Annotated in this window: 19 protein-coding genes, 2 tRNA genes and 3 pseudogenes; 19 read left to right on the plus strand and 5 right to left on the minus strand. The window is 71.1% G+C overall.

What is annotated here, in order from left to right:
- Nucleotides 1-27 precede the first annotated feature (27 nt).
- From rsfS to CWS50_RS04600, 8 genes are all read left to right on the plus strand, one after another.
- Nucleotides 28-438, plus strand: coding sequence for a ribosome silencing factor (gene rsfS / locus CWS50_RS04565; protein ID WP_127841829.1), 411 nt, complete (start codon nt 28-30; stop codon nt 436-438).
- Nucleotides 435-1,082 (plus strand): histidine phosphatase family protein, encoded by a 648-nt coding sequence (locus CWS50_RS04570; RefSeq protein ID WP_127841830.1) that lies wholly within the window; start codon nt 435-437, stop codon nt 1,080-1,082. Before rsfS ends, CWS50_RS04570 begins: the two co-directional genes overlap by 4 nt.
- 138 nt (nt 1,083-1,220) lie before the next feature.
- A tRNA-Ala gene (locus tag CWS50_RS04575) sits at nt 1,221-1,296 on the plus strand.
- A gap of 41 nt (nt 1,297-1,337) precedes the next feature.
- A tRNA-Ala gene (locus tag CWS50_RS04580) sits at nt 1,338-1,410 on the plus strand.
- Nucleotides 1,411-1,741: 331 nt separating this feature from the next.
- Nucleotides 1,742-2,638, plus strand: a complete 897-nt coding sequence (locus CWS50_RS04585; protein ID WP_127841831.1) for a hypothetical protein — start codon at nt 1,742-1,744, stop codon at nt 2,636-2,638.
- Nucleotides 2,639-2,879: 241 nt separating this feature from the next.
- Nucleotides 2,880-3,071: a hypothetical protein gene (locus CWS50_RS04590; protein WP_127841832.1), complete on the plus strand. Its 192-nt coding sequence runs from the start codon at nt 2,880-2,882 to the stop codon at nt 3,069-3,071.
- Between the two features lie 75 nt (nt 3,072-3,146).
- Nucleotides 3,147-3,833, plus strand: coding sequence for an ABC transporter ATP-binding protein (locus tag CWS50_RS04595; protein ID WP_127843250.1), 687 nt, complete (start codon nt 3,147-3,149; stop codon nt 3,831-3,833).
- A complete protein-coding gene (locus CWS50_RS04600) occupies nt 3,808-4,983 on the plus strand; it encodes a hypothetical protein (protein ID WP_127841833.1) in 1,176 nt (391 codons plus the stop codon). Before CWS50_RS04595 ends, CWS50_RS04600 begins: the two co-directional genes overlap by 26 nt.
- A 112-nt stretch (nt 4,984-5,095) precedes the next feature.
- On the opposite strand, the gene CWS50_RS04605 is transcribed toward CWS50_RS04600, so the two are convergent.
- From CWS50_RS04605 to deoD, 3 genes are all read right to left on the minus strand, one after another.
- Nucleotides 5,096-6,748 carry an ABC transporter transmembrane domain-containing protein gene (locus tag CWS50_RS04605; RefSeq protein WP_127841834.1) on the minus strand — a complete coding sequence of 551 codons (1,653 nt, stop codon included), beginning with the start codon at nt 6,746-6,748 and terminating at the stop codon, nt 5,096-5,098.
- Nucleotides 6,749-6,975: 227 nt separating this feature from the next.
- A complete protein-coding gene (locus CWS50_RS04610; protein ID WP_119836027.1) occupies nt 6,976-7,257 on the minus strand; it encodes a DUF1540 domain-containing protein in 282 nt (93 codons plus the stop codon).
- A 255-nt stretch (nt 7,258-7,512) separates the two neighbouring features.
- Nucleotides 7,513-8,223 carry a purine-nucleoside phosphorylase gene (gene deoD, locus CWS50_RS04615; protein ID WP_127841835.1) on the minus strand — a complete coding sequence of 237 codons (711 nt, stop codon included), beginning with the start codon at nt 8,221-8,223 and terminating at the stop codon, nt 7,513-7,515.
- A gap of 290 nt (nt 8,224-8,513) precedes the next feature.
- On the opposite strand from deoD, the gene CWS50_RS04620 reads away from it, so the two are divergent.
- From CWS50_RS04620 to CWS50_RS04650, 7 genes and pseudogenes are all read left to right on the plus strand, one after another.
- On the plus strand, nt 8,514-10,109 hold the full coding sequence (locus CWS50_RS04620) for a sodium-dependent transporter (protein ID WP_127841836.1): 1,596 nt from the start codon (nt 8,514-8,516) through the stop codon (nt 10,107-10,109).
- Nucleotides 10,106-10,255 (plus strand): annotated as a pseudogene (locus CWS50_RS13445) (methionine/alanine import family NSS transporter small subunit); the annotation flags it as partial. The gene CWS50_RS04620 and the pseudogene CWS50_RS13445, both read left to right, overlap by 4 nt.
- A gap of 147 nt (nt 10,256-10,402) precedes the next feature.
- Nucleotides 10,403-11,302, plus strand: a pseudogene (locus tag CWS50_RS04630) (HAD hydrolase family protein); the annotation flags it as partial.
- A 391-nt stretch (nt 11,303-11,693) separates the two neighbouring features.
- Entirely contained in the window at nt 11,694-13,520 is a 1,827-nt protein-coding gene (locus CWS50_RS04635) for a metallophosphoesterase family protein (protein ID WP_127841839.1), read from the plus strand.
- 63 nt (nt 13,521-13,583) lie between these two features.
- A complete protein-coding gene (locus CWS50_RS04640) occupies nt 13,584-14,363 on the plus strand; it encodes a vitamin K epoxide reductase family protein (protein ID WP_127841840.1) in 780 nt (259 codons plus the stop codon).
- Nucleotides 14,360-15,091: a metal-dependent transcriptional regulator gene (locus CWS50_RS04645; RefSeq protein ID WP_127841841.1), complete on the plus strand. Its 732-nt coding sequence runs from the start codon at nt 14,360-14,362 to the stop codon at nt 15,089-15,091. Before CWS50_RS04640 ends, CWS50_RS04645 begins: the two co-directional genes overlap by 4 nt.
- A 36-nt stretch (nt 15,092-15,127) precedes the next feature.
- The gene (locus tag CWS50_RS04650; protein WP_127841842.1) at nt 15,128-15,679 is read left to right on the plus strand and encodes an HIT family protein; all 552 of its coding nucleotides are present in this window, start codon (nt 15,128-15,130) and stop codon (nt 15,677-15,679) included.
- A gap of 63 nt (nt 15,680-15,742) precedes the next feature.
- Here the strand turns inward: CWS50_RS04650 and nhaA are convergent, their stop codons facing one another.
- On the minus strand, nt 15,743-17,020 hold the full coding sequence (gene nhaA, locus CWS50_RS04655; protein WP_127841843.1) for a Na+/H+ antiporter NhaA: 1,278 nt from the start codon (nt 17,018-17,020) through the stop codon (nt 15,743-15,745).
- Between the two features lie 387 nt (nt 17,021-17,407).
- On the opposite strand from nhaA, the gene CWS50_RS04660 reads away from it, so the two are divergent.
- Entirely contained in the window at nt 17,408-20,395 is a 2,988-nt protein-coding gene (locus CWS50_RS04660; protein WP_127841844.1) for a leucine--tRNA ligase, read from the plus strand.
- Nucleotides 20,396-20,502: 107 nt separating this feature from the next.
- Here the strand turns inward: CWS50_RS04660 and CWS50_RS04665 are convergent, their stop codons facing one another.
- Entirely contained in the window at nt 20,503-22,017 is a 1,515-nt protein-coding gene (locus tag CWS50_RS04665) for a helicase HerA-like domain-containing protein (protein WP_423243486.1), read from the minus strand.
- A gap of 203 nt (nt 22,018-22,220) precedes the next feature.
- Between CWS50_RS04665 and CWS50_RS04670 the strand changes: the two genes are divergently transcribed.
- The 3 genes and pseudogenes from CWS50_RS04670 to CWS50_RS13940 form a co-directional block, all read left to right on the plus strand.
- A complete protein-coding gene (locus CWS50_RS04670; RefSeq protein WP_127841846.1) occupies nt 22,221-23,078 on the plus strand; it encodes a DegV family protein in 858 nt (285 codons plus the stop codon).
- A gap of 154 nt (nt 23,079-23,232) precedes the next feature.
- On the plus strand, nt 23,233-24,096 hold the full coding sequence (locus CWS50_RS04675; protein ID WP_243118465.1) for a helix-hairpin-helix domain-containing protein: 864 nt from the start codon (nt 23,233-23,235) through the stop codon (nt 24,094-24,096).
- A 659-nt stretch (nt 24,097-24,755) separates the two neighbouring features.
- Nucleotides 24,756-25,826 (plus strand): annotated as a pseudogene (locus CWS50_RS13940) (ComEC/Rec2 family competence protein); the annotation flags it as partial.
- Nucleotides 25,827-25,856: the final 30 nt, after the last annotated feature.

Below are 25,856 nucleotides of genomic sequence, written 5' to 3' on the forward strand. Positions count from 1 at the left end.
GGTCCCGGAGGAGGAGAAAGGAGATCCGTGCCAGCCAGCGCCAGTGACCACGCCGTGGGGCTGACCCTCACCGCAGCACGTGCCGCTGCCGACCGCAAGGGGTACGGGGCAGTTGCCATCGACGTCTCCCAGCGTCTCGGCCTGACGGACGTCTTCCTCGTCCTCACGGCCTCCAACGACCGGCAGGTGCGTGCGGTCGTTGACGCCGTCGATGAGGCCCTGCACGGCGCGGGTGCGGTGCGCCGTGCCCGGGAGGGGCTGAGCGAGGCCCGCTGGGTGCTGCTTGACTACGGCGACCTGGTCGTCCACGTGCTCCGGGAGGAGGACCGGGAGTTCTACGGCCTGGAGCGCCTGTGGAAGGACTGCCCTCTCATCGCGCTGCCGGACGAGGCTGGACCAGGCTTCGACGCGGGGCAGGCTCCTGAGGAGCAGAGGTGATAGAGGTCGTCCTGTGGCGCCACGGCCAGACCGACTACAACCTGGCCGGGCGCGTCCAGGGCCAGGTGGACGTCCCCCTCAACGACACCGGTGCGCAGCAGGCGCGCCAGGCCGCTGCCGCCGTCGCGGCCTTGGGACCGACCCGGATCGTCTCCTCCCCGCTGGGCCGTGCCTGGGCCACGGCTCAGGTCCTGGCCCAGGAGGTGGGGCTGCCCGTCGAGACTGAGGCCAGGGTCGCGGAGCGCTCCTTCGGGCAGTGGGAGGGGCTCACCCGCAAGCAGATCAAGGCGGGGTGGCCCGACCTGTACCGTCGCTGGCGGGAAGGGCGCGACGTGCCTGAGGTGGGTGTGGAGGCAAGAGACCAGGTCGCCCGGCGCGTCGGCGCGGCAGTCGCCGAGCTGGTGGTGCCTGGTCGCGCGGACATGACTGACGGGGGCGCGGCTGACGGGGACGTGGTCGTGGTGGTCTCGCACGGCTCGGCCACCCGCCTGGGAGTCTGCCACCTGCTGGGGCTGGACCCCACGACGTGGTTCGGCCTGCGCGGCATGGCCAACGGGCACTACGCGAGGCTACAGACACAGAAGCACGAGCCCGGGTGGGCGCTCCAGGGGTGGGACCTGTTCCCGCAGGTGCACCAGGCCTGAGCACCCTGGGACTGGGAGCACTGAGAGCCCGGTGGAGGCAGCCGGGGGCTGAGAGATAGGCCATACCAGGCGGATTTGCCTGACGGGCCTTGCCTTCATACAGTTGCCTGTGTCGCCCGTGTGGGTGGGCGTCCCGACGGGGCTATGGCGCAGTTGGTAGCGCGCTTCCATGGCATGGAAGAGGTCGGGGGTTCGAATCCCCCTAGCTCCACCACCTGTGGTATCTGGCCCTGCGTAGGGGCTGCTGCGGGTGTCGGGGCTATGGCGCAGTTGGTAGCGCGCTTCCATGGCATGGAAGAGGTCAGGGGTTCGAATCCCCTTAGCTCCACCCACGGGGGTCAGGCCGGGCTGGTGCGCTCGGCCTTATGTGTGTATGTGGCGGGTCCGACACAGGCTGGGGGAGCGGCACGACCGGGAGATGCTGGGAGCGGGCACTGCCTGGGCGCCGGGTTCCCGTGCCCGAGGCGGCGAGCCTGAGACGGTCTCTACGTCCACACAGCGGACCAGGGCTAGAAAGAAACAGCCGCTGAGGGTAGCCTCACCTCTAGGTCGGGGCCTCCGACCAGGGTGGTTGTGCTGGCGTGCCAGGACACCCCAGGACACAGCAGGAAGGCACGCGCGTGACGTCACTCCAGGCTGGGAGCGCCAAGGTTCCCCACATGGCCGACCGCACCCGCCGTACTGCGCGCAGGCTCCTGTCCGGCGCGGGCAGCGCGGCTGTCACGGCCTATCGCGTCGACCCCTCCGCGCCCTCGACCTACGTGGCCCACGCCCTGAGCAAGGACGGGCACGTCCTGGTGGCTGCCTGCCCTGCTCCCGGATCACCCCTGGCGGTGGTCCCGGTGGGCTCCTCCACCGAGGTGCGGGTGGACATCACCCTGGACGCCGCTGAGCCGGGCGTGCGCATCACCGCAGCCACAGCCCACCTGCTGGGCCGCCTCACCTGGGTGAGCGTGGAGGAGGCCGCCGGTGTCCTGGACTCGGCGCGCACCCCCGCCTGCCACTGCGCGATCACGGGGGAGGACCCCCTGGAGCGGCTCGCCCAGGTGGCGGGCGCACCCGGTGGGCGCCTGGGAGTCGTCTCCACCGAGCGTGTCATGCTCCACTGCGTGACCGGTGTGTCCAGCCACACGATGTCGGAGGTCCTCGGTGTTGAGGCGGCTGGAGGGACCGCTGCAGCCCACAGCGTCCCGACGCATCCTACGCATCCAGCCTCGGGGGCGTGGAGCGCCCAGGGGGTCCTGGCCGCCCACGAGGCCGTCAGCGCCGTGGGGCAGCTCGGGCTGCGGGCCGTGTGCGACGCGGTCCGCCAGGGGGAGGCTCACGGGTGGGTGTGCTCCAGCCGGCCTTCCGTCGGCGTGTGCGCCAGCCTGTGGGACCGCATCCTGTGCGTCGACGTCGACGTGCACGGAGCCACCCTCATGCACATCACGGGTGAGGAGGTCACCACCCTGGTGGTTGCCTTCTCCGAACCGCTCCAGGCGGCTGCCGAGGCCGGGCAGCACCTGGAGCAGATGGCCGCCGAGCTCCTGCCCCGGCGTCTGTCGCGCCCCTGACCCCGGGCGGGCTGGTGGCAGGGCGCGTGGCCCTGCCACGGGCGCTGCCTCGCTGCGGACTCGCGACCACCCGCGACACGCCTCGCAGCCGCCTGTCCCTGCCACTAGGACGCAGCCCCACGGTCGTTAGCAGGTACGGCTGGGAAGGGGACGGTAGGTGCACTGACAGCCTTCGTTGTGGCAGCCTGTACTTGCTACGACAGTCGTCAGCTCGACTCCGCTCGCACGGAAGGTGAGCACCATGCCTGCACCCACCAAGCCCACGCCCGCTCGGCGTGTTCTGAGGCTGGTTCTTGGTATTGTACTTGTAACGGTCTCGGTGAGAAATTTTATGGACAACGAGATCATGCTGGGGATTGTGTCGCTGCTGGCGGGCGTTGCCTTTATCGGAGTGGCCGCACTCCGTGCCGGCGGCGGCCACCGTCAAGACTAGGTGTGCGCAACTAGTAGTGGACATCATGAATGTCGATTCTCCGTCGGACCAGCGAGGTGAGGCCGCGTGAGCCACATGCTGGAGGTCGAGCACCTCAGTGCCTGGTACCACCGGAAGAACCCGGTGGTACGGGAGGCCTCGTTCAGCATCGACTCCGGTGAGGCCGTGGGGCTCATTGGTGTCAACGGCGCTGGCAAGACGACGATGCTCAAGGCGTTGTGTGATGCGCACCGGGGCTGCTCGGTGGGGGCGCTGCGCTACCGGGGCAGGCCGGTGACACCGGCCACGGCCGCGTTCAAGCGTCAGCGCTACCTCGCCCTGGCCGAGGACTCCTCGTTCCCGACCTGGTCCCTGGACACGTTTGTCCGCTTCCTCGGCAGGGCCTACGGTGCCAGGCGGCGCGCGCGGCTGCTCGACGAGCTGGTCGAGGGCTTCGACTTCGGCCGCTACCGGGGCGCGCCCTTCGCGAGCCTGTCCAGTGGTTCGCGCAAGAAGGCCAGCCTCATCGCGGCCTTCCATGCCCAGGTGGACATTCTCCTCCTGGACGAGCCGGTCGACTTCCTGGACTTCTCCGCCACGGAGTACCTCTACCAGCGCATACTTGCCGCGAAGGAGCACGGGCAGGCCGTGCTGCTCAGCTCCCATGTCGCGGAGTCGTTCACGCGGTGCACCTCCCGCCTGCTCGTCCTGTCCGCCGGCCTGCTGTCCGCCCCCGTTCCCACCCCCGCTGACTCCCGTGACGTCGCCTCGCTCATCGCCTAGCGCCCCGCCCCGCCCGCTGTCCGGCACCTCGCCCCGCTCGCTGCCTGGCGTCGTCGCCGTTGAGGCGGTCGTCGGCCAGTTTCTGGGGCGGCGCACCCTGGTGTCCGGGCTGGTCCTCACAGTGGTCGCGGCCTGGGCGGGGTACCAGCTGGAACCTCAGGGGGAGGGAGGCCTTGTCACCACGGGTGTCCTCCTGGCGACCGCCGGGACGGTGTCCTCCATCGCCTGGACCTGGGTCCTCAGCCCACGTTGGACCACCATGGCGCTGCTGCCGGTGCGCTCCAGGGACCTGGCCCGCGCCGTCTACCTGGTGGGCACACTCGTCACGCTCATTGAGGTGAGTGCTCCTGCGGCCGTCTTCATGCTGACAGGCCTGGGTGCCTCGTCCACCACCGCCACCACCGTCGTCGTGACGGCCTGCCTGGGCCTGGGGGCTGCGCCCTTCGTCATCCTGCTCTGGAGCGCGACGTCCTCCTGGCACCGGCTCGGGGCCGGAACCACGCTGGCGGCACTCGCCGTCGTGGCGGTCCGTGCGGGTCCTGTCTACGGGGCCGTCACGGCACTGGTCGCGTTTGGGCTGTGCCTCATCACCGGCCCGGAGGTCGGCACCGACAGGACCCGGCAGCCCAGGGCAGGACGCCTCGCCGGGTCCTCCCTGGTCCTGGGCGAGCTCCTGCGCTCTCCCATGACCCAGGTCAACTCGCTCGTGCTCCTCGGTGCCGGGACGGTGCTCAACCTGGCTCTCCAGCGTCACGGCTCGCCCTGGCTGCCCGGCTGCGTGCTCGTGGTCGTCAACACCCCGCTGAGCTCGTACTTCTCCAGGCACCCCAGCACCTGGCTCACGGTCAGGACCTGCCCCCGCACCTGGCTGTCCTACTGGCGGTTCGGCGCCCAGCTCGCCGTCTTCTACGCAGCCTGCGCCGCCGCTGTGACGCTCACCCCAGGCTGGTCGCCCCGTATCCCTGCCAACCTGGCTGCAGCCCTGATGGCTGCCGTCGCGGCCGCTGGGACTGCCGCCGCCACGGAGATGCACCGGCCGTTCACGGACTGGAAGTCGCAGCGTGAGGTCCTGCGCCACCCTCGCAAGTACCTTCCCCCTGTCGTGGCGCTTACCGCGGCGGGCTGTGGCTGGCTCCTCAGCGCCATCTGACCTGGGCCGCTGAGGAGGCGGAGCACCGGGCACTTTGTCAGTCAGCTGTTGCCACGGCTGCCGTGACGGCGCTGGTCCCACCGTGCCCTGCGTCGGCAGCCGGGCCCCGACCTTATTCTGTTTCTGCTGTGCTCGGCTGTGCGGCTGCTAGCCGCTCCAGCCTGACGTGGCTGGGGAATCGCTCGAGAAGCGCCTCGTCGTGGGTGATGAGGAGCACCAGCGAGGACTTGGAGAGACGGGCGACCTCCTCACTGACCAAGGTCTTTGTCCGGGCGTCCAGATTCGCTGAGAACTCGTCGAGGAGGGCGACAGGCGGGCGCCGCAGGAGCACGTGCATGACGAAGAGCAGCTGCTTCTGCCCACCGGACAGCCCCACGCCCTCAGCCCCGATGACGGAGTCCAGGCCGTCGGGAAGAGAACTGAAGAAGTCCTGGGTGCCGAGGCGCTCGGCCAGAGCGAGGATCTCTGCGTCGGAGAAGGCCTGTCCCAGGCAGATATTGTCACGCACGGTGACACTCAGGGCGTCACGCTCCTGCGTCAGGAGGAGGACCTCCTGACGTACCTGCAGAGCGGTCTGCGGTGAGACCGCGACATCGTCCCACGTGACCGTCCCCGAGGTCGGCAGGCGCAGGGCGCTGAGCAGGCTGAGCAGAGTGGACTTGCCAGAACCGTTGTCACCGACCAGGCAGTAGGTGCCCGGGCCGGTCAGCGTGAGGTCGCCGACGCGGATCGTCTCGCCGCTGGGATAGGTGTAAGCCGCATCTCTCGTTGCCAGCCGGGTAGGGGAGAGTGCGTGGGGCGAGGGAGAAGTGGGGGAGGGCTCCGGGGGCAGCGTGGACTCCAGGGCGCGCAGCCTATCCCAGGAGGCGTCTGCCTCACGCAGGTCCCCCAGGGCGATACCCAGGGACACCAGCGGGGAGACCATGTAAACCAGGTAAAGGAAGTAGGCCACCAGGGCGCTCGTCTCCAGCTCGCCCCGTGTGACCATGTACCCGCCGGCCAGCAGGACGCCTACTAGGCCGAGCTGGGTACCGATGTTGACCACCGGCAGGATGAGGGAGGAGTACCCGACGAGCCTGTTACCCAGATAGCGGGCGTCACCGGCACGCGCGCCCAGCTCTCCGGCCGCCCAGCGTTCGGCAGTGAGGGCCTTGAGCGGCATAAGGTTGTAGAGCACCTCATACAGGAACGAGGAGTAGCGGGCCTCAGCCACGCGCGACCTGGCGGCCACCTGGTTGAGCCTGCGCAGGACAACAAGCAGGAGCAGGCCACAGACGACCAGGAGGGCCAGCAGTCCCAGGGTGAGGGGCCAGCTGGTGACCAGCATCCCCGACAAGCAGAAGATCACCACCAGGGCGGAGCCGACGATGTCCGGGTAGGTGGAGAAGTAGGGCTGCTGGGCACTGGGAATGTCCTCGACCAGCCGGTTGTTGAGGTCACCGCGGTCGTAGGACGACGACTGTGAGTAGGGAGCCTCCAGGACGCGGCGCGCCAGGTGGTTGCGCAGGTTGAGCACGAAGCGCTCCGAGGCCAGCCCGAAGAGGAGTCGGCTGCTCGTCGAAGCCAAGGCGTCAACAGCAAAGGCGGCAGCCAGGGCACCCAGAAGTGCTGCGGGAAAGCCCCCGCTGCCAAGGAAGGAGTCCGTCACCTGGCCCACCAGGTAGGGCTGGGCAGCCGTTGTCAGCGACCCGATAAGAGTACCTGCGATACCAAAGGCGTACCAGGTGCGTACGCCCTGGAACCCGTGGTGTCTCAGCGAGGTCATGTCAGGTCCTTGAGCTGTTGAGGCATAAAAACGGGGTCATGTCATGGAGGCAGCAGCTCCTGCTCCTCGTGCTCCCCGTGCGCGCACCAGTCTGCGCGGAAGACCGGTATTTATAGTAGCCGATTTATAGCAGACCGCATAGCAAGCAGAAGGGGCCAGCCAGTACGGCTGGCCCCCACACCTCGGCCACGGGTCGCCCGGATGGTCGGGGCGGTGCGAACCTGCCCTCAGCGGGCCTGGTAGGACAGGCAGGCGGCGGTGTCGCCCCCGACCTGGACGGCCTCGGCGGTGCACATGAGGTCAGTGTTGTGGACGCACTCCAGGCGCTGGCAGGCGCCGACGTGGGCGTCAGCCACACCCAGGCCGCCCCGGGCGTCCAGGCTGAGGAACGTGCCGCAGGACGGTGCCCCCGTGTCGCCGCCGACGGTGATGGCGAAGGCGGTGCAGCCGCCGTTGTTGAAGGCGCAGGAGGTGGTGGAACAGGAGGTGATCTGGGCGACGGCGGTCATGGCGGGCTTCCTTCCGTAGTGGTGCCGTGAGGTGGACGCTTCTAACGTAAATCCGTTCCCTGCGCACCGGCAGCAGAGGGTGATGCCTCCACAGGGTGTGGCCCCAGATTTCGTTGCAACGGCGCGCATATCCCGGTCTCAGGACACGACGTGCCCGCAGGTGGCGCGCTCATGGGCGTGCCACCGGTTGCGTGCCGTCATCTTGCGTTATTCCGAGCAGGTAAGGCGTCCCTGGTCTCCTTCCCAGGCTCCCCCTCAGCTGTGCGCGGCGGCCACGGCCAGCCGCAGCGCGCCGTCGAAACGGGTCTCGCGCTCAGCCGCGCTCATGTCCTGGGAGTGGTCCAGGAGGTGGTCGGAGACGGTCAGGACGGCCAGGGCCTGCCCGCCGAGCTCGGCGGCCACCCCGTACAGGGCCGCCGCCTCCATCTCCACCGCCAGGACACCGTAGTCGGCCAGACGCTCGGTCTGCCCCTCGGGCGTGAGGTAGAAGTGGTCCCGGGAGATGACGGTGCCCACGTGCGGCCTCGCCCCTTCTCTCTCCGCCGCCTCGCAGGCGGCCCGGGCCAGGTGGAAGTCGGCGACGGCGCTAAAGCTCACCCCCGGGATCCGGGCCTGGTTCATGGCGGAGTCCGTGTGCGCACCGGTGGCCACGACCAGGTCCCCGACCTGAACCGAGCGCGCCACGCCCCCCGCCGTGCCGACACGGATGATCCGCTCGACGCCGAAGTCGCGGAACAGCTCAGTGGCGTAGATGGTCAGCGAGGGCTGCCCCATGCCCGAGCCCATGACACTGAGGGGGCGGCCGCCAACGGTTCCGGTGAAGCCGAGCATGCCCCGCACGTCGGTGACCAGGCGGGCGTCGGGCATGAGGTGCTCGGCGATGCGCTGGGCACGCCTGGGGTCCCCGGGCATGAGGACACAGGGGGCGAAGTCGCCGGGCTGGGCGCCAATGTGCGGTGTGGCCATGGGGGTCCTTTCTCGAGCCACCTTCCGTGAGCCGCCTCTGCTCACCCGGGGCTGCCGTACTTGGGACGGGACAGGGAGCACAGGGAGCCTGGAGACCAGGGTAGTAGCCGGGGGGCTGCCAGACTGGTAGCCGTGCTGTACCCTGCCCTGCGACAGGCCGAGCGGCGGTCCACATCCTGGACGCGACAGGACAGGACCGGCGGCCACCACTAAGTTGCACGGGCCCACCGCAGGCGCGACCGACCTGCCTGCCAGGGCACCGTACTCAGGGACACCACGGAAGGACGCCTATGACCTCCTCCACCGGCGCCGAGCAGACCACGCAGACACCACAGCAGGCACCGGGCCGCGAGCAGTGGAGCGGTCAGGTCGGCTTCCTCATGGCGGCCGTCGGGTCGGCCATCGGCCTGGGGAACATCTGGCGCTTCCCCGGGGTGGCCTACAGCAACGGGGGAGGCGCCTTCATCGTCCCCTACATCGTGGCCCTGCTGTGCGTGGGCATCCCTGTCCTGTTCCTGGACTACGCCCTGGGCCACCGGTTCCGGGGCAGCGCGGCCACGGCCTTCCGCCGCCTCTCCCGCCGCTTCGAGTGGCTGGGCTGGTTCCAGGTCCTCATCTGCTTCGTCATCATGTCCTACTACGCCGTCATCGTGGCCTGGTCCCTGCGCTACACCGTCTTCGCGGTGACCACGGCCTGGGGGGACGACGCGCAGAGCTTCTTCTTCGACTACATCGGCCTGGGGGAGATGTCGTCCTCGGGGACCCCGGCCTACTCCGCCACGCCTGTGGCCGGGGTGGTCGTCCCTCTCCTCGTCGTGTGGGTCTTCGGGATCGTCACTATCGCCCGCGGCGTGTCCAGTGGGGTGGAGAGGGCCAACAGGATCTTCCTGCCGCTGCTGGTGACCATGTTTGTCCTCCTGGTGGGGCGCGCCCTGGTGCTGCCCGGGGCGACCAGCGGTCTCAACGCCCTGTTCACCCCCCAGTGGTCCGCGCTGGGCGACCACACCGTGTGGATGGCGGCCTTCGGGCAGATCTTCTTCTCCCTGTCGGTGGGGTTCGGCATCATGCTGACCTACTCCTCCTACCTGCGCCGCCGCTCCAACCTGGTGGGCACGGGGATGGTGGCCGCCTTCGCCAACTCCTCCTTCGAGATCCTCGCCGGCATCGGCGTCTTCGCCACCCTGGGCTTCATGGCCTTCCGCGAGGGGGTGCCCGTCGCCGAGCTGGAGGGCATCCAGGGGGTCATGCTGTCCTTCGTCACCTTCCCGACCGTCATCTCGGAGATGCCCGGAGGGGCGCTGTTCGGCACCTTGTTCTTCGCTTCCTTCTCCATGGCCGGGCTGACGTCCTTCATCTCCATCATCCAGGTGGTGGCCTCCTCCGTGGCGGAGAAGTTCGCCCTGACCACGCCCCGGGCCACCCTGGCCGTCGGGATCCCGGCCGCGCTGCTGTCCTTCGTCCTGTTCGGGACCTCCTCGGGGCTGTACGACCTGGACGTGGTGGACGCCTACATCAACAACATCGGGGTAGTGGCCTCGGCCATCATCATGTGCGCGGGCACCGGTCTGGTGCTCAGGCGGCTCGGGCTGCTGCAGCGCCACCTCAACCTGGTCTCTGAGACCCGGCTGATCGGCCCCTGGTGGCGCCTCCTGGTCGCCGTCGTGGTCCCCGTGCTCCTGGGCTACATGTTCGTCCAGACGGCGTGGTCCTTCCTCAGCGACGGCTACGACGACTACTCCCTGGCCTTTACCGCGATCTTCGGCTGGGGCGTGCTGTTCCTGGTGGCGGTGGCCACGGCGGTGACCACCCTCCTGCCGTGGCGTACCCCTGTGGACGACTTCGAGCCCCTGGCCCTGGACACCCTGGAAGGAGGTGACGCGAGATGACAGGATCGGCTATCGCCCTCATGCTCACGGCCGTCGTCATCATCTGGGGAGGGCTGGCGGTGTCGGTCACCTCCCTGGTCTCCCGGGGCCGCCGCGAGGACCGCGACGCGCGCCGGGCCGCTTCGGCCGCCGCGCACGAGCACCTGCGCGGCGGTGCCGATGGTGGTGCCGACGCTACTGGCAGTGATACTGACAGCGCTGACGACGGCTCTGGTGCGCAGGCCTGAGCCTCAGGTCGCGACCCTGTCTCATGCACCGGACCTGGGCGCACGCTTCTGACGTCGTGCACCCAGGTGCGACACAATGCGCCCATGAGCAACGCACGCACCCCTGTCCCCGGAGACGCTGACCACGCAGCCGCAGGTGGCACGTGCCCTGACACGACAGGCGCCGCGCCGGGACCCAGGCTGGTGGCATTCGACCTTGACGGCACCCTCGCCCCGTCCAAGTCGCCCGTCCCCGAACCCATGGCTGCTGCGCTGCGTGACCTGCTGGACGTGGTTCCCGTCTGCGTCATCTCCGGGGGCCAGGTGGCCCAGTTCCGCAACCAGGTCCTGGCCGGGCTGGGTGCCAGCCCGGCCCAGCTGTCCCGGCTCCACCTCATGCCGACCTGTGGGACCCGCTACTACATCTACGACCCGCAGAGCGAGGAGGGAAGCGACGGGGGACGTGACTGGAGGCTGGTCTACGCCAACGACCTGCCTGCCTGCCAGACCCGGGAGGTGCTGGCCGTGGTGGAGGAGGAGGCCCGCAGGCTGGGGTTGTGGGAGGAGCAGACCTGGGGGCCTGTCCTGGAGGACCGCGGCAGCCAGGTCACCTTCTCCGCCCTCGGGCAGGACGCCCCTTTGGAGGCGAAGGAGGCATGGGACCCCGCCGGTGAGAGGAAGAGCGCCCTGCGTGACGCGGTGGCCGAGCGCCTGCCCGGGCTCGAGGTCCGTTCCGGAGGGTCGACGAGCGTGGACATCACCCAGAAAGGGGTGGACAAGGCCTACGGGATGACTCAGCTGGCGCAGGCCACCGGTATCCCCCTGGCGGAGATGCTGTTCGTGGGTGACCGCCTGGACCCCGGTGGCAACGACTACCCGGTCAAGGCCCTGGGCGTCGCCTGCCGCGCTGTCACCGGATGGGAGGAGACCACCGAGCTCGTGGCAGGGCTGGCCAGAGAGCTGGGCAGCGCCTTGGCTGACTCCGACGCAGCCGCGTGCGCTGCTAGGACCGTGTCGGCCCCGGCATCGACCACGCTGTCGACGACAGAACCGGCCCCGACACCAACCCCGGTGCCGACAGCGGTATCGTCTCTGGCACCGCCCGTACCGCCCGCCCTGGGCCACCGGGACCCGGCAGCGGGAGCCGGCAGCCGTGGCTGAGCCCAGGGGAGGGTGCCCGGGCCGGGCTGTTCCTGCTCCCAGCGGTCCTTGCTCTGGCCGGATGGGGGCACGGACCCGGCCGCTGAGACGCTCGGCCCTCAGGGGCCCGGGCACCGGCTCGTCGGCTCGCCGCGCCCCCGGGACGGCCCGTCGCTCACGTCGCGGGAGAAGAGACGGCCGGGGCGCTGTGCCCGGGTGGGGAGCCAGGCTGCGCCCGGTGCTGCGTGTCGCTACGCTGCTGGTGGTCACGTGCGTCGTGTCGCTGGCTGTGGGGCTGGCCACGGCCAGGGCCTCGGCCCCGGTCGGACCTCACGAGGCCACCTGGTCCACCACGCTGGACTCCACCGTCACCCTTGACCTGGGACCGCTGGGAGCCGCCTCCATCGACTCGCCCGCCGGGCCCCTGGGGGTGGAGGTGGTCCTGGGAGAGATCCCCTCCGGGGCCACGCAGGCCGACGTCGTCGATCCCTCGGCGCTGGGGGAGAGCCTGTCCTCCGACGCTGCCTCCTACGTCGGACTGGTCACCCACCCCGAGCTGACGGTCCAGAGGGGCGTGCACGCGCTGCTCCACGACGGCCTGCGCCGTGCCGGGGTCGTCGAGGGGGTCCTGCTGTGCCTGGTTGCCGCCGCCCACATGACCCTTACCAGGAGCAGTGGCGGTGCCACATGGGGCCGCCTCGTCGGTGACGTGGGCGGTCAGGGGCTCGGCCGCACCCACGTCGCGTGGGGTGCCCTCCTGCGTCGTCCCCCTGTCGTCACGGCCACGGCTGCGGTCCTGGCTGCCGTCACCGTCCTGCTGGTGCCCGCGCTGCGCTCCGCACCTGTCCACGGGGCCAGGCTCGCGGCCCTGGAGGGGACGCCGGTGGCCGGGGCCACCCTCTCGGGGCGCGTCGCAGACGTGGTGACTGCCTACGGTCCCCGTGTCACCGACTTCCTGGAGACCAACGAAGCCTTCTACTCCCAGGCGGAGGCGAGCCTGCGCACCGCCTGGGCGGTCTCCCAGGAGACCGGCGGTACCGTGGAGGTCACGGCCGCAGGCGGCCAGGTCGATGTCGCGCAGGTCAGGCAGCGGGCCGCAGAGGCCGAGGCCACCGCTGCCGCAGACACCGGGACAGCTACCGCCGTCACCGAGAGCCCCGACGAGAGTCCCGGACCCTCTGCCGCCCCCACAGGTACGCAGGCGCCTACCCCGGGCGCCTCGCCAGAGCCTGCCTCCACCACCGCACCGGCCACCGGCGCCCGGGCCGTCCCCCAGCGAGGAGCCGTTACTGCGGTGCTGTCCACGGACCTCCACTGCAACCTCGACGTCATCGCTTTCACCGGTGTCCTGGACGAGGTCTCCGGGGCTGACGTCCACATGGACGACGGTGACCTCACCATGACCGGATCGGACCCGGAGCAGCTGTGCGTGGACGCCCTGAGCCAGGCGGTCCCCTCCACGGTGGACAAGGTCGCGACCATCGGCAACCACGACTCGGAGTCCACCGCCGCCAGGCTGCGCTCGCAGGGGTGGACGGTGACCGACGGCACTATCCAGGAGGTCGGCGGCCTGCGGGTGCTGGGGCAGGACGATCCCGAGCGCACCACCGCCACGGGGACCACCACCCGCAGCGGCGAGACCGCCGAGGAGGTAGGCGCCCGGCTGGCCGCCACCAGCTGCACCGGCTCAGGCAGCGACGTCGTGCTCATCCACCAGCCAGCCACCTTCGGTCCCCTGATCTCCCAGGGCTGCGCACCGCTGCTCCTGGCGGGCCACGTCCACGCCGAGCGGGGCATGACGACCAGCCAGGGCAGCGGAGGCGAGGTGTCCGCCCTGGTGTCCGGTGCAGGAAAGGGCGGAACCTCCCTGGGCGCGGTCACACAGGACGCCTACCTGCACGTGCTGTCTTTTGCCGAGGACGGCAGCCTGGTCGCCTGGCGCGCGGTGGTCCTCCACCCTGACGCCTCGGTCACGGTGGGGGCGTGGCAGGCTGTCCCGCCGGGCGAGCCGGCCCCGCAGCCCGGGGCAACGGCGACGAGCACAGCGGGCGCCGACCAGCGGTGAGGCACAATATCCCAGAGGCAGGGAGAAAAGGCTGAGAGACAACGAGGACTAGGGAGGGACCGCATGGTGCGGGTGCCTACGGACGCCGAGATCGACGCCATGAGCGAGGAGGAGCTGGAAGCCTACCTCAGCGCTCCCGAGGACTATGACGCCTCTGTCAGCGATGACGGACCCGGTGCCGAGGACCTCCTGGCCCGTGTCCGGCAGGCAGGTGCCCACCCTGGCGGCAACGGCCAGGCCCCGGGCGGCTGGCGTGCCCCCAGCGGGGCACCCCGCTCCTACGGCTGGCTCCTGGTGGTCTGCTCCCTGCTGGGGCTGCTGGCCTGCTGGAGGCTCATAGACTCCCACCTGACGCGCCTGCGTGACCCGATGGCAAACCTGACCTGTGACGTCAACCCGCTGATCTCCTGCGGAGAGACTCTCGATGTCTGGCAGGGGAACCTTCTGGGCGTGCCCAACTCCTTCGTCGGAGCCATGGCCTTCGCCGCCCTCCTGACCGTGGGGGCCGTCGTGCTGGTCGGCCTGAGCCTGCCCCGGTGGATGTGGTGGGCGCTGAGCCTGGGGTGCCTGGGAGGCGTCGCCTTCGTCGCCTGGTTCCTGGCCGTGTCCGTGGTGACCTTCGGAAAGCTGTGCCCCTTCTGCATGCTGGTGTGGGCGGTGACGATCCCCGTGGCCGCGTCTACCTGGGGGTGGGCGGCGGCCGGGGGGCACCTGGGGCTGGGGGGCCGGGCGGCCCTCGTCGTGCTGAGGGCACGGTGGTGGGTGGCGGCGGGAATGTACCTGGTGGTCGTCCTGGTCGCGGTCGTGGGTCTGTGGGACCAGTGGAGGGCGCTGCTGGGATGAGCACAGGCGCCTCGGGAGGCAGCAGGGGCGGGGACACAGCCGGGTCCTCGACCGTGACCCAGGACTACCTCAAGGCGGTGTGGGCGGCTGGCGAGTGGGGTGGGCAGGGTGCCTCCATCACCGGCCTGGCACGTCGGATGGGTGTGGCGCCCTCGACGGCCTCCGAGAACGTGTCACGGCTGGTGGAGGAGGGGCTGCTGGCCCACGAGCCGTACAAGGCCGTCACGCTCACCCCTGAGGGGCGCCTGCGGGCGATGGCGATGGTGCGCCGTCACCGCATCCTGGAGACCTACCTGGTGACCCGGCTCGGCTTCGAGTGGGACGAGGTCCACGCCGAGGCGGAGGAGCTGGAGCACGCGGTCTCCGACAGGCTCCTGGAACGGCTGGACGTGGTGCTGGGGCGGCCCACCCGGGACCCCCACGGTGACCCGATCCCCACCGCTGACGGCCAGGTGGTGGTCCCTGAGCTCGTGCCCCTGGAGGCCCTGAGGGTGGGGGCCAGGGGGGTGGTGGGACGTATCAGGGACGACTCCCAGACCCTGCGGCACCTGGCGCGCGCCGGCATCCGGCTGGACACGCGGGTGCGGCTGGTGGACCGGGGCACCATGGCGCCTGCCGAGGCCGGGGGAAGACGGCGGCGGGCCTGCGTGGTGCGTGTGTGCGACGGCCGAGGCGCGGGGCTGCCGGACGCCGTCGTGCCTGACGGGTCCCTGTGGCTGTGCCGCTGAGGGAAAGGGCGGCAGGTCAGGGACAATAATAGGGCCATGACAGCTTCTGAGACTTCTGGGACCAGCCCTCACGCCTCCGCCACCTCTGACAGCCCTGCGGTCTCCGGTGGCACCGGCACCACCCGGGAGGCGGGTGCCACCGAGCCGACCCTCTTCACCAGGATCATCAACGGGGAGGTCCCCGGGCGCTTTGTGTGGGCCGACGAGGTGTGCGTCGCCTTTGCCACCATCGAGCCCCACACCGACGGGCACGTCCTGGTGGTGCCGCGCTGCCAGGTCGACTCCTTCACAGACGCCCCCGAGGAGTTGGTGGCCCACCTGGCCGTGGTGGCCAGGCGTGTCGGGGCCACCCAGACGCGGGTCTTCCAGGCCTCCCGGGCTGGGCTCGTGGTCGCCGGCTACGGGGTGGACCACCTCCACCTCCACGTCCTGCCGATCCGCTCGGAGACTGACCTGTCCTTCGCCTCCGCCAGGCACGACGTCCCCGGGGAGGCGCTGGACGCGGCCATGGAGCGGCTGCGGGCTGGGCTGCGTGAGGACGGGTGGGGTGAGTTCGTCCCCTCCCACCTGGGCTCGCCAGCCCGGTAGGCCCGGGTAGGCTCAGACAGGCCTGTGTGGGGTGAGCGGGTCTGAGTGGGCCATTGGAGTGGGTCAGCGGTGGGGGCGCATGACGTGGCCACGGGTGGAGGGGGTTCCACGACGTGGCTGGCGCACCCGGTGCCGCAGCAGGACCGCCCCCAGCACGGCCGAGACCACGGTGCCCAGGAGCACGGCGGCCCGGGCGTGGTCGGTGGTGTCTCCCTCCCCGAAGGCCAGGCCCGCGATCAGCAGGGACACGGTGAAACCGATGCCTGCGATCGCCGCCAGGGCGAGGACGTCGGGGTTGTCGACCCCGTGCCCCAGCCGGAGGCTGGTGAAGCGGGTGAGCAGGACCACCGCCCCCCAGATCCCCAGGACCTTGCCCACGGGGAGGCCCAGGTAGACGCCGATGGCGGCGGGGTCGGCCAGCGCCTCGACCAGGCCGCCTCCGTCAACGATGTTGACCCCGGCGGCGAACAGGGCGAAGACCGGTAGCGCCAGCCCCGCGCTCCAGGGGTGCACCAGGTGGGTGAAGCGGGCTGTCATGCCGGTGGGCTCGGCGCGTGTGGGGCGGGCAGGCACCGTCATCCCCAGCAGGACGCCGGCGATGGTGGCGTGGACGCCGCTGGCGTGCATGAGCCACCAGGCTGCCAGGCCCAGCGGGACGAGCAGGTACCAGTGGGTGGTCCCCCGGCGCACCAGGAGGGCGAAGACTCCCGTGACGGCCAGCGCGCCCAGCAGCGCCAGGGGGTTGAGCCCCTGGGAGTAGAAGAAGGCGATGACGATGATCGCCAGCAGGTCGTCGACCACGGCCAGGGTCAGCAGGAAGGTGCGTGCCGCAGGGGGCATGCCGCGTCCGAAGATGGACAGGACTGCCACGGCGAAGGCGATGTCCGTAGCCGTGGGCACCGCCCAGCCGTCGAGGCTGCCCCCTGAGGAGGTCAGCTGGACGGCGACGTAGACCAGGGCCGGGCCGACCATCCCGAAGACGGCGGCCAGCATCGGCAGGCTCGCCTCCCTGAGGTCGCGCAGTGAGCCGACGACGAGCTCCTGCTTGAGCTCCAGGCCGACGGCGAAGAAGAACACCACGAGGATCCCGTCCGAGGCCCAGTGCGCCAGGGACAGGTCCAGGTGCAGCGCGTGAGGCCCCACCACGGTGTGTGACAGCGACTCGTAGGCGCCCCGCCACGGGGAGTTGGCCCAGACCAGGGCCACGGCGGCGGCGGCCACCATGAGGAGCCCGGAGACGACCTCCGACTCCAGGGCGTGGTGGGCGCGGGCGAGCAGCGCGCGCGGTCGGGGGCGCCGGGAGGCCGTCCGGGTGCGGTCGGAGGACGGTGCTGGAGTCATGTGTGCCTCTCGTGAGGGGAGGCCGCCCCAGGGGGCTCGGCCCTCCAGGTGGGAGGGCCTGCTTGTCCAGCCGGGAGGGCCGTCCGGTGGTCGTCGGTGGGCCAGGCTACCTGAGACGCTGGGTGCCGGTCAGGCTGCTGCGCGGGTGGAGGAGTCGGCAGGACCCGGCAGGGTGACGTGTGTCAACGTCCGTGGGCAAGGGAGGGACAGGGCTGGCAGGGCTGGCAGGCGCTAGGCTGTGGCTGCCTGGCGTGCCCGACCTCCCCGTCCTGGGGCGGGTGCCGTGCCGTCTCCCGGGCGCTCAGCCAGGGCAGCCTGCGGTCCGGCGGCCGGGCGCGCGCCCAGAGCCGCGACCGCACCAGACCACAGAATGAGAGCAGCGCCACGATGACCCAGGCCCGTTCCCGAACCCAGCCCGCCAGCCAGCAGCCGGACGACGCCGAGGCCACCCCCTACCGCTACACGGCCGGGCTGGCCGGCGCCATCGAGACCTCCTGGCAGGACCGCTGGGAGGAGGAGGGGACCTTCTACGCCGACAACCCGGTGGGGACGCTGGCAGGACCCAGGGCGCAGCAGGAGAAGCTCTTCCTGCTGGACATGTTCCCCTACCCCTCGGGCAAGGGGTTGCACGTGGGGCACCCTCTGGGCTACATCGCCACTGACGTCGTCGCCCGCTTCAGCCGCATGACCGGCAGGAACGTGCTGTACACGATGGGCTACGACGCCTTCGGCCTGCCTGCGGAGCAGTACGCCGTGGCCACCGGCCAGCACCCGCGGACCTCCACCGAGACCAACATCGCCACCATGCGCCGCCAGCTGCGCCGCCTGGGGCTGTCCCACGACCCGCGCCGGTCCCTGGCCACCATCGACGTGGACTACGTGCGCTGGACCCAGTGGATCTTCCTGCAGGTCTTCAACTCCTGGTTCGACCCTGAGGCCCAGCGCCGCGACGGCCGCGGCCGGGGCGCCGCCCGGCCGGTCTGCGAGCTGGTGGAGAAGCTGGCCAGCGGCCAGGTGGCGGTGCCTGACGGGCGGGACTGGTCCGAGCTGGACCCGGGGGAGCGCAGCGACGTCATCGACTCCTTCCGGCTGGCCTACGTCACCTCCGCCCCGGTCAACTGGTGCCCGGGCCTGGGGACCGTGCTGGCCAACGAGGAGGTCACGGCCGAGGGCCGCTCCGAGCGCGGCAACTACCCGGTGTTCCAGCGCAACCTCCGCCAGTGGATGATGCGGATCACCGCCTACGCCGACCGCCTGGCCGAGGACCTGGACACGGTGGACTGGCCGGAGAAGGTCAGGCTCATGCAGCGCAACTGGATCGGGCGCTCCGAGGGTGCGGAGGTCGCTTTCAGCGTGCCTGCGGCCGGCCCCGATGCTGAGCTCGTGGTCTACACCACACGGCCTGACACCCTCTTCGGTGCCACCTTCATGGTGGTGGCCCCTGAGCACCCGCTGCTGGGCGGGTCGGGCTCCTCCGCCTCCGCGCGCTCTGCGGAGGAGGTGGCGCAGGACGCGGCCGCCCTGGCCGTGCCTGCTGCCTGGCCCAAGGGCACCAAGGAGGCCTGGACCGGTGGCTACGCCACCCCGGCCCAGGCCGTGGCCGCCTACCGCGCCCAGGCGGCGGCAGCCACCGAGGCCGAGCGCAGCGACGAGGGCCGGGCCAAGACCGGGGTCTTCACCGGGCTGTTCGGGGTCAACCCCGTCAACGGGGCACAGGTGCCGGTGTTCGTGGCCGACTACGTGCTCATGGGCTACGGGACCGGAGCCATCATGGCGGTGCCCTCGGGCGACCAGCGTGACTGGGAGTTCGCCCGGGCCTACGACCTGGACGTCGTGGCGACCGTGGCGCTGCCCGAGGGCGCGTCCCTGGAGGAGGGGGCGTGGACCGGTGACGGTGAGCTCGTCAACTCCGCCAACGAGGAGATCAGCCTCAACGGGATGGGGGTGGAGGAGGCCAAGACGGCCGTCACGGCGTGGCTGGAGTCCAAGGGGGCGGGCCGGGCCGCAGTCACCTACCGCCTGCGTGACTGGCTGTTCTCCCGGCAGCGCTACTGGGGCGAGCCCTTCCCCGTGGTGTGGGACCAGGAGGGGCGTGTCCACGCCCTGCCCGAGTCGATGCTGCCCGTGGAGCTGCCCGAGGTCACCGACTACTCGCCGCGCTCCTTCGACCCCGACGACGCCGCCAGCGAGCCCGAGCCGCCTCTGAGCAGGGCCACCGAGTGGGTGGAGGTTGAGCTGGACCTGGGGGAGGGCCCCCGGACCTACTACCGCGAGACCAACACGATGCCCCAGTGGGCCGGGTCGTGCTGGTACGAGATGCGCTACGCCGACCCGGACAACGAGGACGCGCTTATCGACCCTGCCAACGAGGCCTACTGGATGGGACCCAGGCCCCAGGACGGCAACACCTCGGGGGGTACCGACCTGTACGTGGGCGGGGTCGAGCACGCCGTGCTGCACCTGTTGTACTCCCGCTTCTGGCACAAGGTGCTCTTCGACCTGGGGGTGGTCTCCTCCTCCGAGCCCTACCACCGCCTGTTCAACCAGGGCTACATCCAGGCCTACGCCTACACCGACTCCCGAGGCCAGTATGTGCCTGCCGAGGAGGTTGAGGAGGCTGAGGGGCCTGACGGCAGCACCGTCTACACCTGGCAGGGCCAGCCGGTCACCCGTGAGTACGGCAAGATGGGCAAGTCCCTGAAGAACATCGTCACCCCTGACGAGATGTACGAGGCCTATGGTGCGGACACCTTCCGCGTCTACGAGATGTCCATGGGGCCGCTGGACGTGGACCGGCCCTGGGAGACCCGGGCGGTGGTGGGGGCGCAGCGTTTCCTGCAGCGCCTGTGGCGCAACGTGGTGGATGAGGCCACTGGTGACACCGTCGTGGTCGACCAGCCTGCCCAGGAGGAGACCCGTCGCCTGGTGGCGCGCACGGTGGTCGGGGTGCGTGAGGACTACGAGGGGATGCGTCTCAACACGGCGATCGCCAAGCTCATCGTGCTCAACAACCACCTCACCGGCCTGGACCCCGTGCCGCGTGAGGCGGTCGAGCCACTGGTCCTCATGACGGCCCCGGTCGCTCCGCACATCGCCGAGGAGCTGTGGAGCAGGCTGGGGCACGAGGGCTCCCTGGCCCGTGAGCCCTTCCCCGAGGTCGCCGACGAGTCCCTGCTGCGCGCTGAGCAGGTGACCTGCGTGGTCCAGGTCCAGGGGAAGGTGCGCGACCGCCTCCAAGTGGACCCGGACATCTCGGAGGAGGAGCTGGAGAAGGCCGCGCTGGCTGCTCCCGGCGTGCGGCGCAGCCTGGACGGCCGGGGCGTGCGCCGGGTCATCGTGCGGGCGCCGAGGCTGGTCAGCATCGTGCCCGAGTGAGTCCAGGACCGTGCCTGGGGGGCGAGCCCTGGTGCCCTTCCTGGTCCCTGCTGGCTGGTCCGGACGCCCCCGGGCTTCCGTTGCCTCGGCCCGGGGGCTGGCGCGTGTCAGCGTCGCCGCAGGGTGCCTAGCACGGAGCGGGAGATCTCCCGGGTGATCTGACGGCCCACGGTGCCCAGGTTCCTCTCCACCTCGCGCCGTCGGCGCTCGGTGGCCCGCTGCGCCTCCTTCTGACGATGCTCGGCGTCCCGCTCGGCCTGCCTGACCAGACGCTGCGCCTGCCTGCGTCGCTGGTCCGCCTCCTTCTGGGCGGCCTTGCGGGCCTCCTCCTCGGCCTGGGCCGCCTCAGCGGCCTGGGCGTCAGCCTCGACCCGGGCCGCCAGCATCTCGTAGGCGGACTCGTTGTCCACCGCGGTGGCGTAGGTTGCTTGCAGGGGGGAGGAGGCCAGCACCTGGAAGACGGTCGTCTCCTGGGCCGGGCCCATGACGGAGGCTGGCGCGTCCACGACCACCGGGGCCACTGGCGCCGGTCGGCCCTTGTCGTCCAGGACACTGACCACGGCCTGCCCGGTTCCCAGGGAGGTCAGCACCTCGGTCAGGTCCAGGGGAGAGGTGGGGAAGGTGGAGACAGCCTTCCTGAGCCTGGCGGCGTCGGCCGGCGTGTGGGCGCGCAGCGCGTGCTGGACGCGGCTGCCCAGCTGGGCCAGGACCTCGTCGGGCAGGTCTGTGGGCGACTGGGTGACCAGGACGATCCCCACGCCCTTGGAGCGGATGAGGTGCACAGTCCGCACCACGGCCTCCAGGAACGCCTTGGAGGCGCCGGAGAACAGCAGGTGGGCCTCGTCAAGGAAGAACACCATGGTGGGCCTGTCCGGGTCGCCCACCTCCGGGAGCACCTCGAAGAGCTCGGCCAGGAGCCACATGAGGAAGGTGGAGAACAGCGTTCCCTGGGACTGGACGTCGGCCAGCTCCAGGGCGGGCTCGCCGAAGAAGACGTCCCCGCCCGCAGCCTCCAGGGCCGACACCTGACGCAGGATGACCCTTGCGGTCGCCGTCGAGACCCCGCCGATGGCACGCAGCTGCTCCTTGCCCTCCTGGGAGCCGGTCAGGTAGTCGATGACGGCCCGCAGGTCCTTGAGGTCCAACAGCGCCAGCCCCTGGGCGTCCGCCCAGTGGAAGACCAGCTGGAGCGCCGAGGTCTGGGTGTCGTTGAGCTCCAGGACGCGTGAGAGCAGGACGGGGCCGAACTCGGTGACCGTGGTGCGGACCGGTGTGCCGCTGGCAGGTGCGTCCGGCTGGGAGCCGCCAAGGCGGAACAGCTCCACCGGGAAGGCCCGACCGCTCCACTCCTGGCCCGTGGCAGCTGTGCGCGCGGTGAGCCTGTCGCTGGCGGGACCCGCCTCAGCCAGGCCGGTGAGGTCACCTTTGACGTCGGACACGAAGACCGGGACCCCGGCGGCAGACAGCCCCTCAGCCAGCAGCTGGAGGGTGTGGGTCTTCCCGGTGCCGGTAGCGCCTGCCACCAGGGCGTGTCGGTTGAGCAGGCCCAGGGGGACACCCACGCGCAGCCCTGCCACTGCGGTAGGCTCCCCCTCTACCTGGGTGTCCAGGTAGGTGCCCACCGGCAGCACCGGGGTGGGGAAGGAGTAGCCGGAGCGTACCTGGGCTGCGTAGTCCGACCCAGTTTCAGCCTCAGCAGTTGCGGGACAGGCCTGGTACCTCGGAGTACCCCTGAGGTCGTGCCGCCTCCGGTGGGCGGGGCGATTTCCACGGCTGTACGGGGCAGGTCGTGCTAGTTACCGCTAGATCCGGCTAGGCTGGTTCCATGACGCTCGCCGTGGTCACCGACTCTGCCGCCTGCCTGCCAGCAGAGTCCTGCGACCGTCACGGTATCGCTGTCGTCCCTCTCCACCACACCGGTGACGGCAGCGGCGACGTACCGTCTGCCGCTGGTGGGACACCAGCCACGTCGCGTCCCAGTGTCGAGGAGCTGGAGCAGGCCTACCGTGATGCGGCGCAGCGGGCTGACGAGGTCCTGGCCCTCCACGTCTCCGGGGTCCTGTCCGGCACGGTGGACAACGCCCGGCTGGCCGCGTCGCGGCTCAACGGTGACAGGCCGGACCTGGTCCGGGTGCTGGACTCCGCCAGCTGCTCCGGGGCACTGGCCCTGGCGGTCCTGGCCGCAGCCCAGGCTCCCGACGCCCGTCGTGGTGCCGCCCTGGCCCGGGAGAGCCTGGCCCGCTCCCACCAGTTCTTCGTCGTCGACGACCTGCGGTACCTGGCGCGGTCAGGACGTATTGACCTCACCACGGCGCGGCTGGGGGGCGTCTTGGGAATTCGCCCGGTCCTGTCCGTCCAGCCTGAGGGGATACGGGCCGTGGAGACGGTGCGGGGCGGTGCGCGTGCCCGCAGGCACATGGTGGCCCAGGTCGTGCGGGCTGCCGGAGGAACGGCGCTGCGCGGACCCCGACGCCCGGCGGACCCGGTGATCCTGACCCTCCAGGCCCCCGAACCTGACCTCCCTGGCCTCAGGGAGGAGGTGGACGCCGCCGTGGCGCGCTCGGGAGCGCGGGTCTCGCAGGTCCTCACCCTGCCGGTGGACAAGGCGCTGGAGGTCCACCTGGGGCCTGGCGCCACAGGGGTCGCGGTGGCACCTCGGCTCCTGGTCCAGGTTCGTGCCTGATCCTGTCCGGAGGGTGCCCGTGCGGGCGCCGTGTGAGCGGCGCCTTGTGAGCGGGCGCTGCCCGGCCACCACAGCGCGTACGGAACTGGCCGTGTCCACAGCCCGTCCTGGCTGACCGGGCACCAACAGCCTCCTCCCGCCTAGCGTCGCTGCCATGAGCGGCAGGAGACCAGCCCCGGGCAGGCCCGGTCACCGGTCTGTGGACAGGCTGGTGCGCCTGGCCTGCGCCCCTGACCCTGAGGAGCCCCCCACCCGTCCTCGGCGGGCCGTGCTCGCCCCCCGTGCTGCTGTCGTGGCGGGCACGCTGCTCATGGTCCTGGCTGCGCTCCTGGCGCTGCGCACAGTCCTGGGTGCCCCCGCAGTGGGGGAGGACGTCCCGAGAGCCGCCGGGACCTCGGGGGCAGGGGAGTCCTCTACCCAGGCGCCTGCCACGGCTCCGGCCACCCTGCCCCAGGGCGTACCGCCGAGCGACCCCCGTGCCACCAGCAGCACCGGAGCCTCTACCCAGCCAGGGCAGGCGGGGTCCTCCCAGGCTACCGGGCAGGTGGTCGTCCACGTGACCGGTGCCGTCGCCTCTCCTGGGGTCGTGGTCCTGGGGCAGGGAGCGCGCGTTGCCGACGCGATCGAGGCGGCTGGCGGGGCGACCCAGGAGGCGGATACCGACCAGCTCAACCTGGCGCGTGTCCTCAGCGACGGGGAGCAGGTGCGCGTCCCCCGTGAGGGCGAGGTCCTGACCGATCAGGAGGCTGGAGCAGGACAGGTCGGGGAGCAGCCGGGACAGTCAGCCTCCGGGGCGGCCCACGACGGGCAGGGACAGGAGGCGAGCGGCCTGGTCAACATCAACACGGCCAGCGCCCTGGAGCTGGAGGGGCTGCCGGGGATCGGGCCGGCGCTGGCCCAGCGGATCGTGGAGCACCGGGAGGCCAACGGTCCCTTTGGCTCCGTGGACGAGCTCACGGAGGTCTCCGGTATAGGACAGGCCAAGCTGGAGGCTCTCAGGGAGGTGGCTGTGGTATGAGGCAGCAAGTTCGGCAGCGTGGGGACCTGGCTGGGGGCAGTCCTGGCCCTGGGACGACTGGCTCAGGGGCTGGCAGCCCGGCGCAGGAGCGCAGGTCCCAGGAACGCGACCACGCCCTGGTGGACAAGGCCCCCGAGCCCCTCGACCTCAGGCTGGTGGCACCAGCCGGCCTGTGCTGGGTCGCAGCGTACTGGGCCGTCGGGGTCGGCGGTGCACACGGGTGGCGCCACGTCCTGGCAGCAGCTGGCGTGTGCCTCGGGGCTGCGATGCTGCTGACCGTGCCGGTGGTCCGGTTCCGGCCGCCACGCCACCGGGCGGACCCGCGCCCAGGCGCCCCGGAGGATCCTCGGGCAGTCGGGTCCGTGAGCGCCAGCCTGCTGCTGTGCGCCCTGGCTGTCTCAGCGGTCCTGACGGTCACTGCCGCCCAGCTGTGGTCGCGTGCGGGGGACCCGCTGGTCCTGGCTGCGGGAACCTCGGTGTCTCCGCCGCAGGCCGCTGGCGCGGTGACGCTGACCGCAACGGTGGGTGAGCAGCCACGGGTCCTGGCCCGGGCCGGGTCCACCACCGTGGTGACCAGCCTGCTGGTGCACAGCGTGGAGGGAGAGCCCTGCAGGCTCACGGCTACGGTACTGGCGGACGCTCAGTGGCTGGACCTGGACATGGGGACGCGGGTCCGGGTGAGGACCCGGCTCCAGCCTGCCGAGGCGGGCAGCTCCCGGGCGGCGGTCATCGGCTCAGGCGCCCTGGTCCAGGTCCTGGCTCCTCCTAGCGGGACCCTGGCGGTCGTGACGTCGCTGCGACAGGGCCTGGCTGCAGCCGTGGCCGGGGAAGAGGGCCAGTCGGAGCAGCCTTCTCGCGCGGCTGGGCCGGGCCAGACCGCACCGACCGACCAGCAGGGCCAGGTGGGCCAGGCAGGAACAGCGCTATGGTGGCACCAGGGTGCCCAGGCCCTGGTGCCCGGCATCGCCCTGGGGGACGACCACGCCCTGCCCACGCAGGTGCGCCTGGACATGCGTACGGTCTCTATGACGCACCTGACCGCAGTGTCTGGGCAGCATGTGGCCATCGTCCTGGGGCTGGGGCTGGGCGCACTGGGCGTCGTGCCGCGACGGTGGCGCGCGGTGGCGGGTGCCGTACTGCTGGGTGGCCTCGTGGTCCTGGTCCGTCCCTCCGGGTCCGTCCTGCGCTCAGCGGCCATGGGCGGTGTCATGCTTGCCGGGGTGGCTGCGGGCAGGCGCTCGGCCTCGGTGCCCGCCCTGTGTGCCGGCGTCCTCCTCCTGCTCCTGGCTGACCCCTTCCAGGCGCGTGACTACGGGTTTGCCCTGTCCGTGGCGGCAACCGCCGGGATCCTGCTGGGAGCACGGCCTGCGGCGGCCCGCCTGTCCCGCTACCTGCCCCGGTGGCTGGCCGCTGCCCTGGCCCTGCCCACGGTTGCCCAGGCGGCCTGTGCTCCCCTCCTGGTTCTCCTCCAGCCACAGGTGGGACTGTGGTCGGTCCCTGCCAACGTCCTGGCGGCCCCGGTGGTCCCCGTGGCCACGGTGAGTGGCATCGCCGCCGCCTTGGTCGCACCGCTGTGGCCTGAGGCGGCCTCTGTGATCGCCTGGCCAGCGCTCGCGTCCTGTGCGTGGCTGGTGGTAACAGCCCGCAGGCTTGCTGGCCTGCCCGGCTCCGCGCTCGCCTGCCCCGGAGGCGTACCCGGGGCGCTGGCCCTGGCCGGGCTGGAGATGGTGGTGCTGGCGGTGGCCAGCCGAGGGCTGCGA

It is taken from the genome of Actinomyces wuliandei (genome assembly GCF_004010955.1).
Taxonomy (GTDB): domain Bacteria; phylum Actinomycetota; class Actinomycetes; order Actinomycetales; family Actinomycetaceae; genus Actinomyces; species Actinomyces wuliandei.

Coding starts and splice junctions, on each gene's coding strand:
- CWS50_RS04585 (WP_127841831.1), top strand. CDS start 1,742: ATGGCCGACCGCACCCGCCGTACTGCGCGCAGGCTCCTGTCCGGCGCG.
- CWS50_RS04590 (WP_127841832.1), top strand. CDS start 2,880: ATGCCTGCACCCACCAAGCCCACGCCCGCTCGGCGTGTTCTGAGGCTG.
- CWS50_RS04595 (WP_127843250.1), top strand. CDS start 3,147: ATGCTGGAGGTCGAGCACCTCAGTGCCTGGTACCACCGGAAGAACCCG.
- CWS50_RS04605 (WP_127841834.1), bottom strand. CDS start 6,748: ATGACCTCGCTGAGACACCACGGGTTCCAGGGCGTACGCACCTGGTAC.
- CWS50_RS04610 (WP_119836027.1), bottom strand. CDS start 7,257: ATGACCGCCGTCGCCCAGATCACCTCCTGTTCCACCACCTCCTGCGCC.
- deoD (WP_127841835.1), bottom strand. CDS start 8,223: ATGGCCACACCGCACATTGGCGCCCAGCCCGGCGACTTCGCCCCCTGT.
- CWS50_RS04620 (WP_127841836.1), top strand. CDS start 8,514: ATGACCTCCTCCACCGGCGCCGAGCAGACCACGCAGACACCACAGCAG.
- CWS50_RS04640 (WP_127841840.1), top strand. CDS start 13,584: ATGGTGCGGGTGCCTACGGACGCCGAGATCGACGCCATGAGCGAGGAG.
- CWS50_RS04645 (WP_127841841.1), top strand. CDS start 14,360: ATGAGCACAGGCGCCTCGGGAGGCAGCAGGGGCGGGGACACAGCCGGG.
- CWS50_RS04650 (WP_127841842.1), top strand. CDS start 15,128: ATGACAGCTTCTGAGACTTCTGGGACCAGCCCTCACGCCTCCGCCACC.
- nhaA (WP_127841843.1), bottom strand. CDS start 17,020: ATGACTCCAGCACCGTCCTCCGACCGCACCCGGACGGCCTCCCGGCGC.
- CWS50_RS04660 (WP_127841844.1), top strand. CDS start 17,408: ATGACCCAGGCCCGTTCCCGAACCCAGCCCGCCAGCCAGCAGCCGGAC.
- CWS50_RS04670 (WP_127841846.1), top strand. CDS start 22,221: ATGACGCTCGCCGTGGTCACCGACTCTGCCGCCTGCCTGCCAGCAGAG.
- CWS50_RS04675 (WP_243118465.1), top strand. CDS start 23,233: ATGAGCGGCAGGAGACCAGCCCCGGGCAGGCCCGGTCACCGGTCTGTG.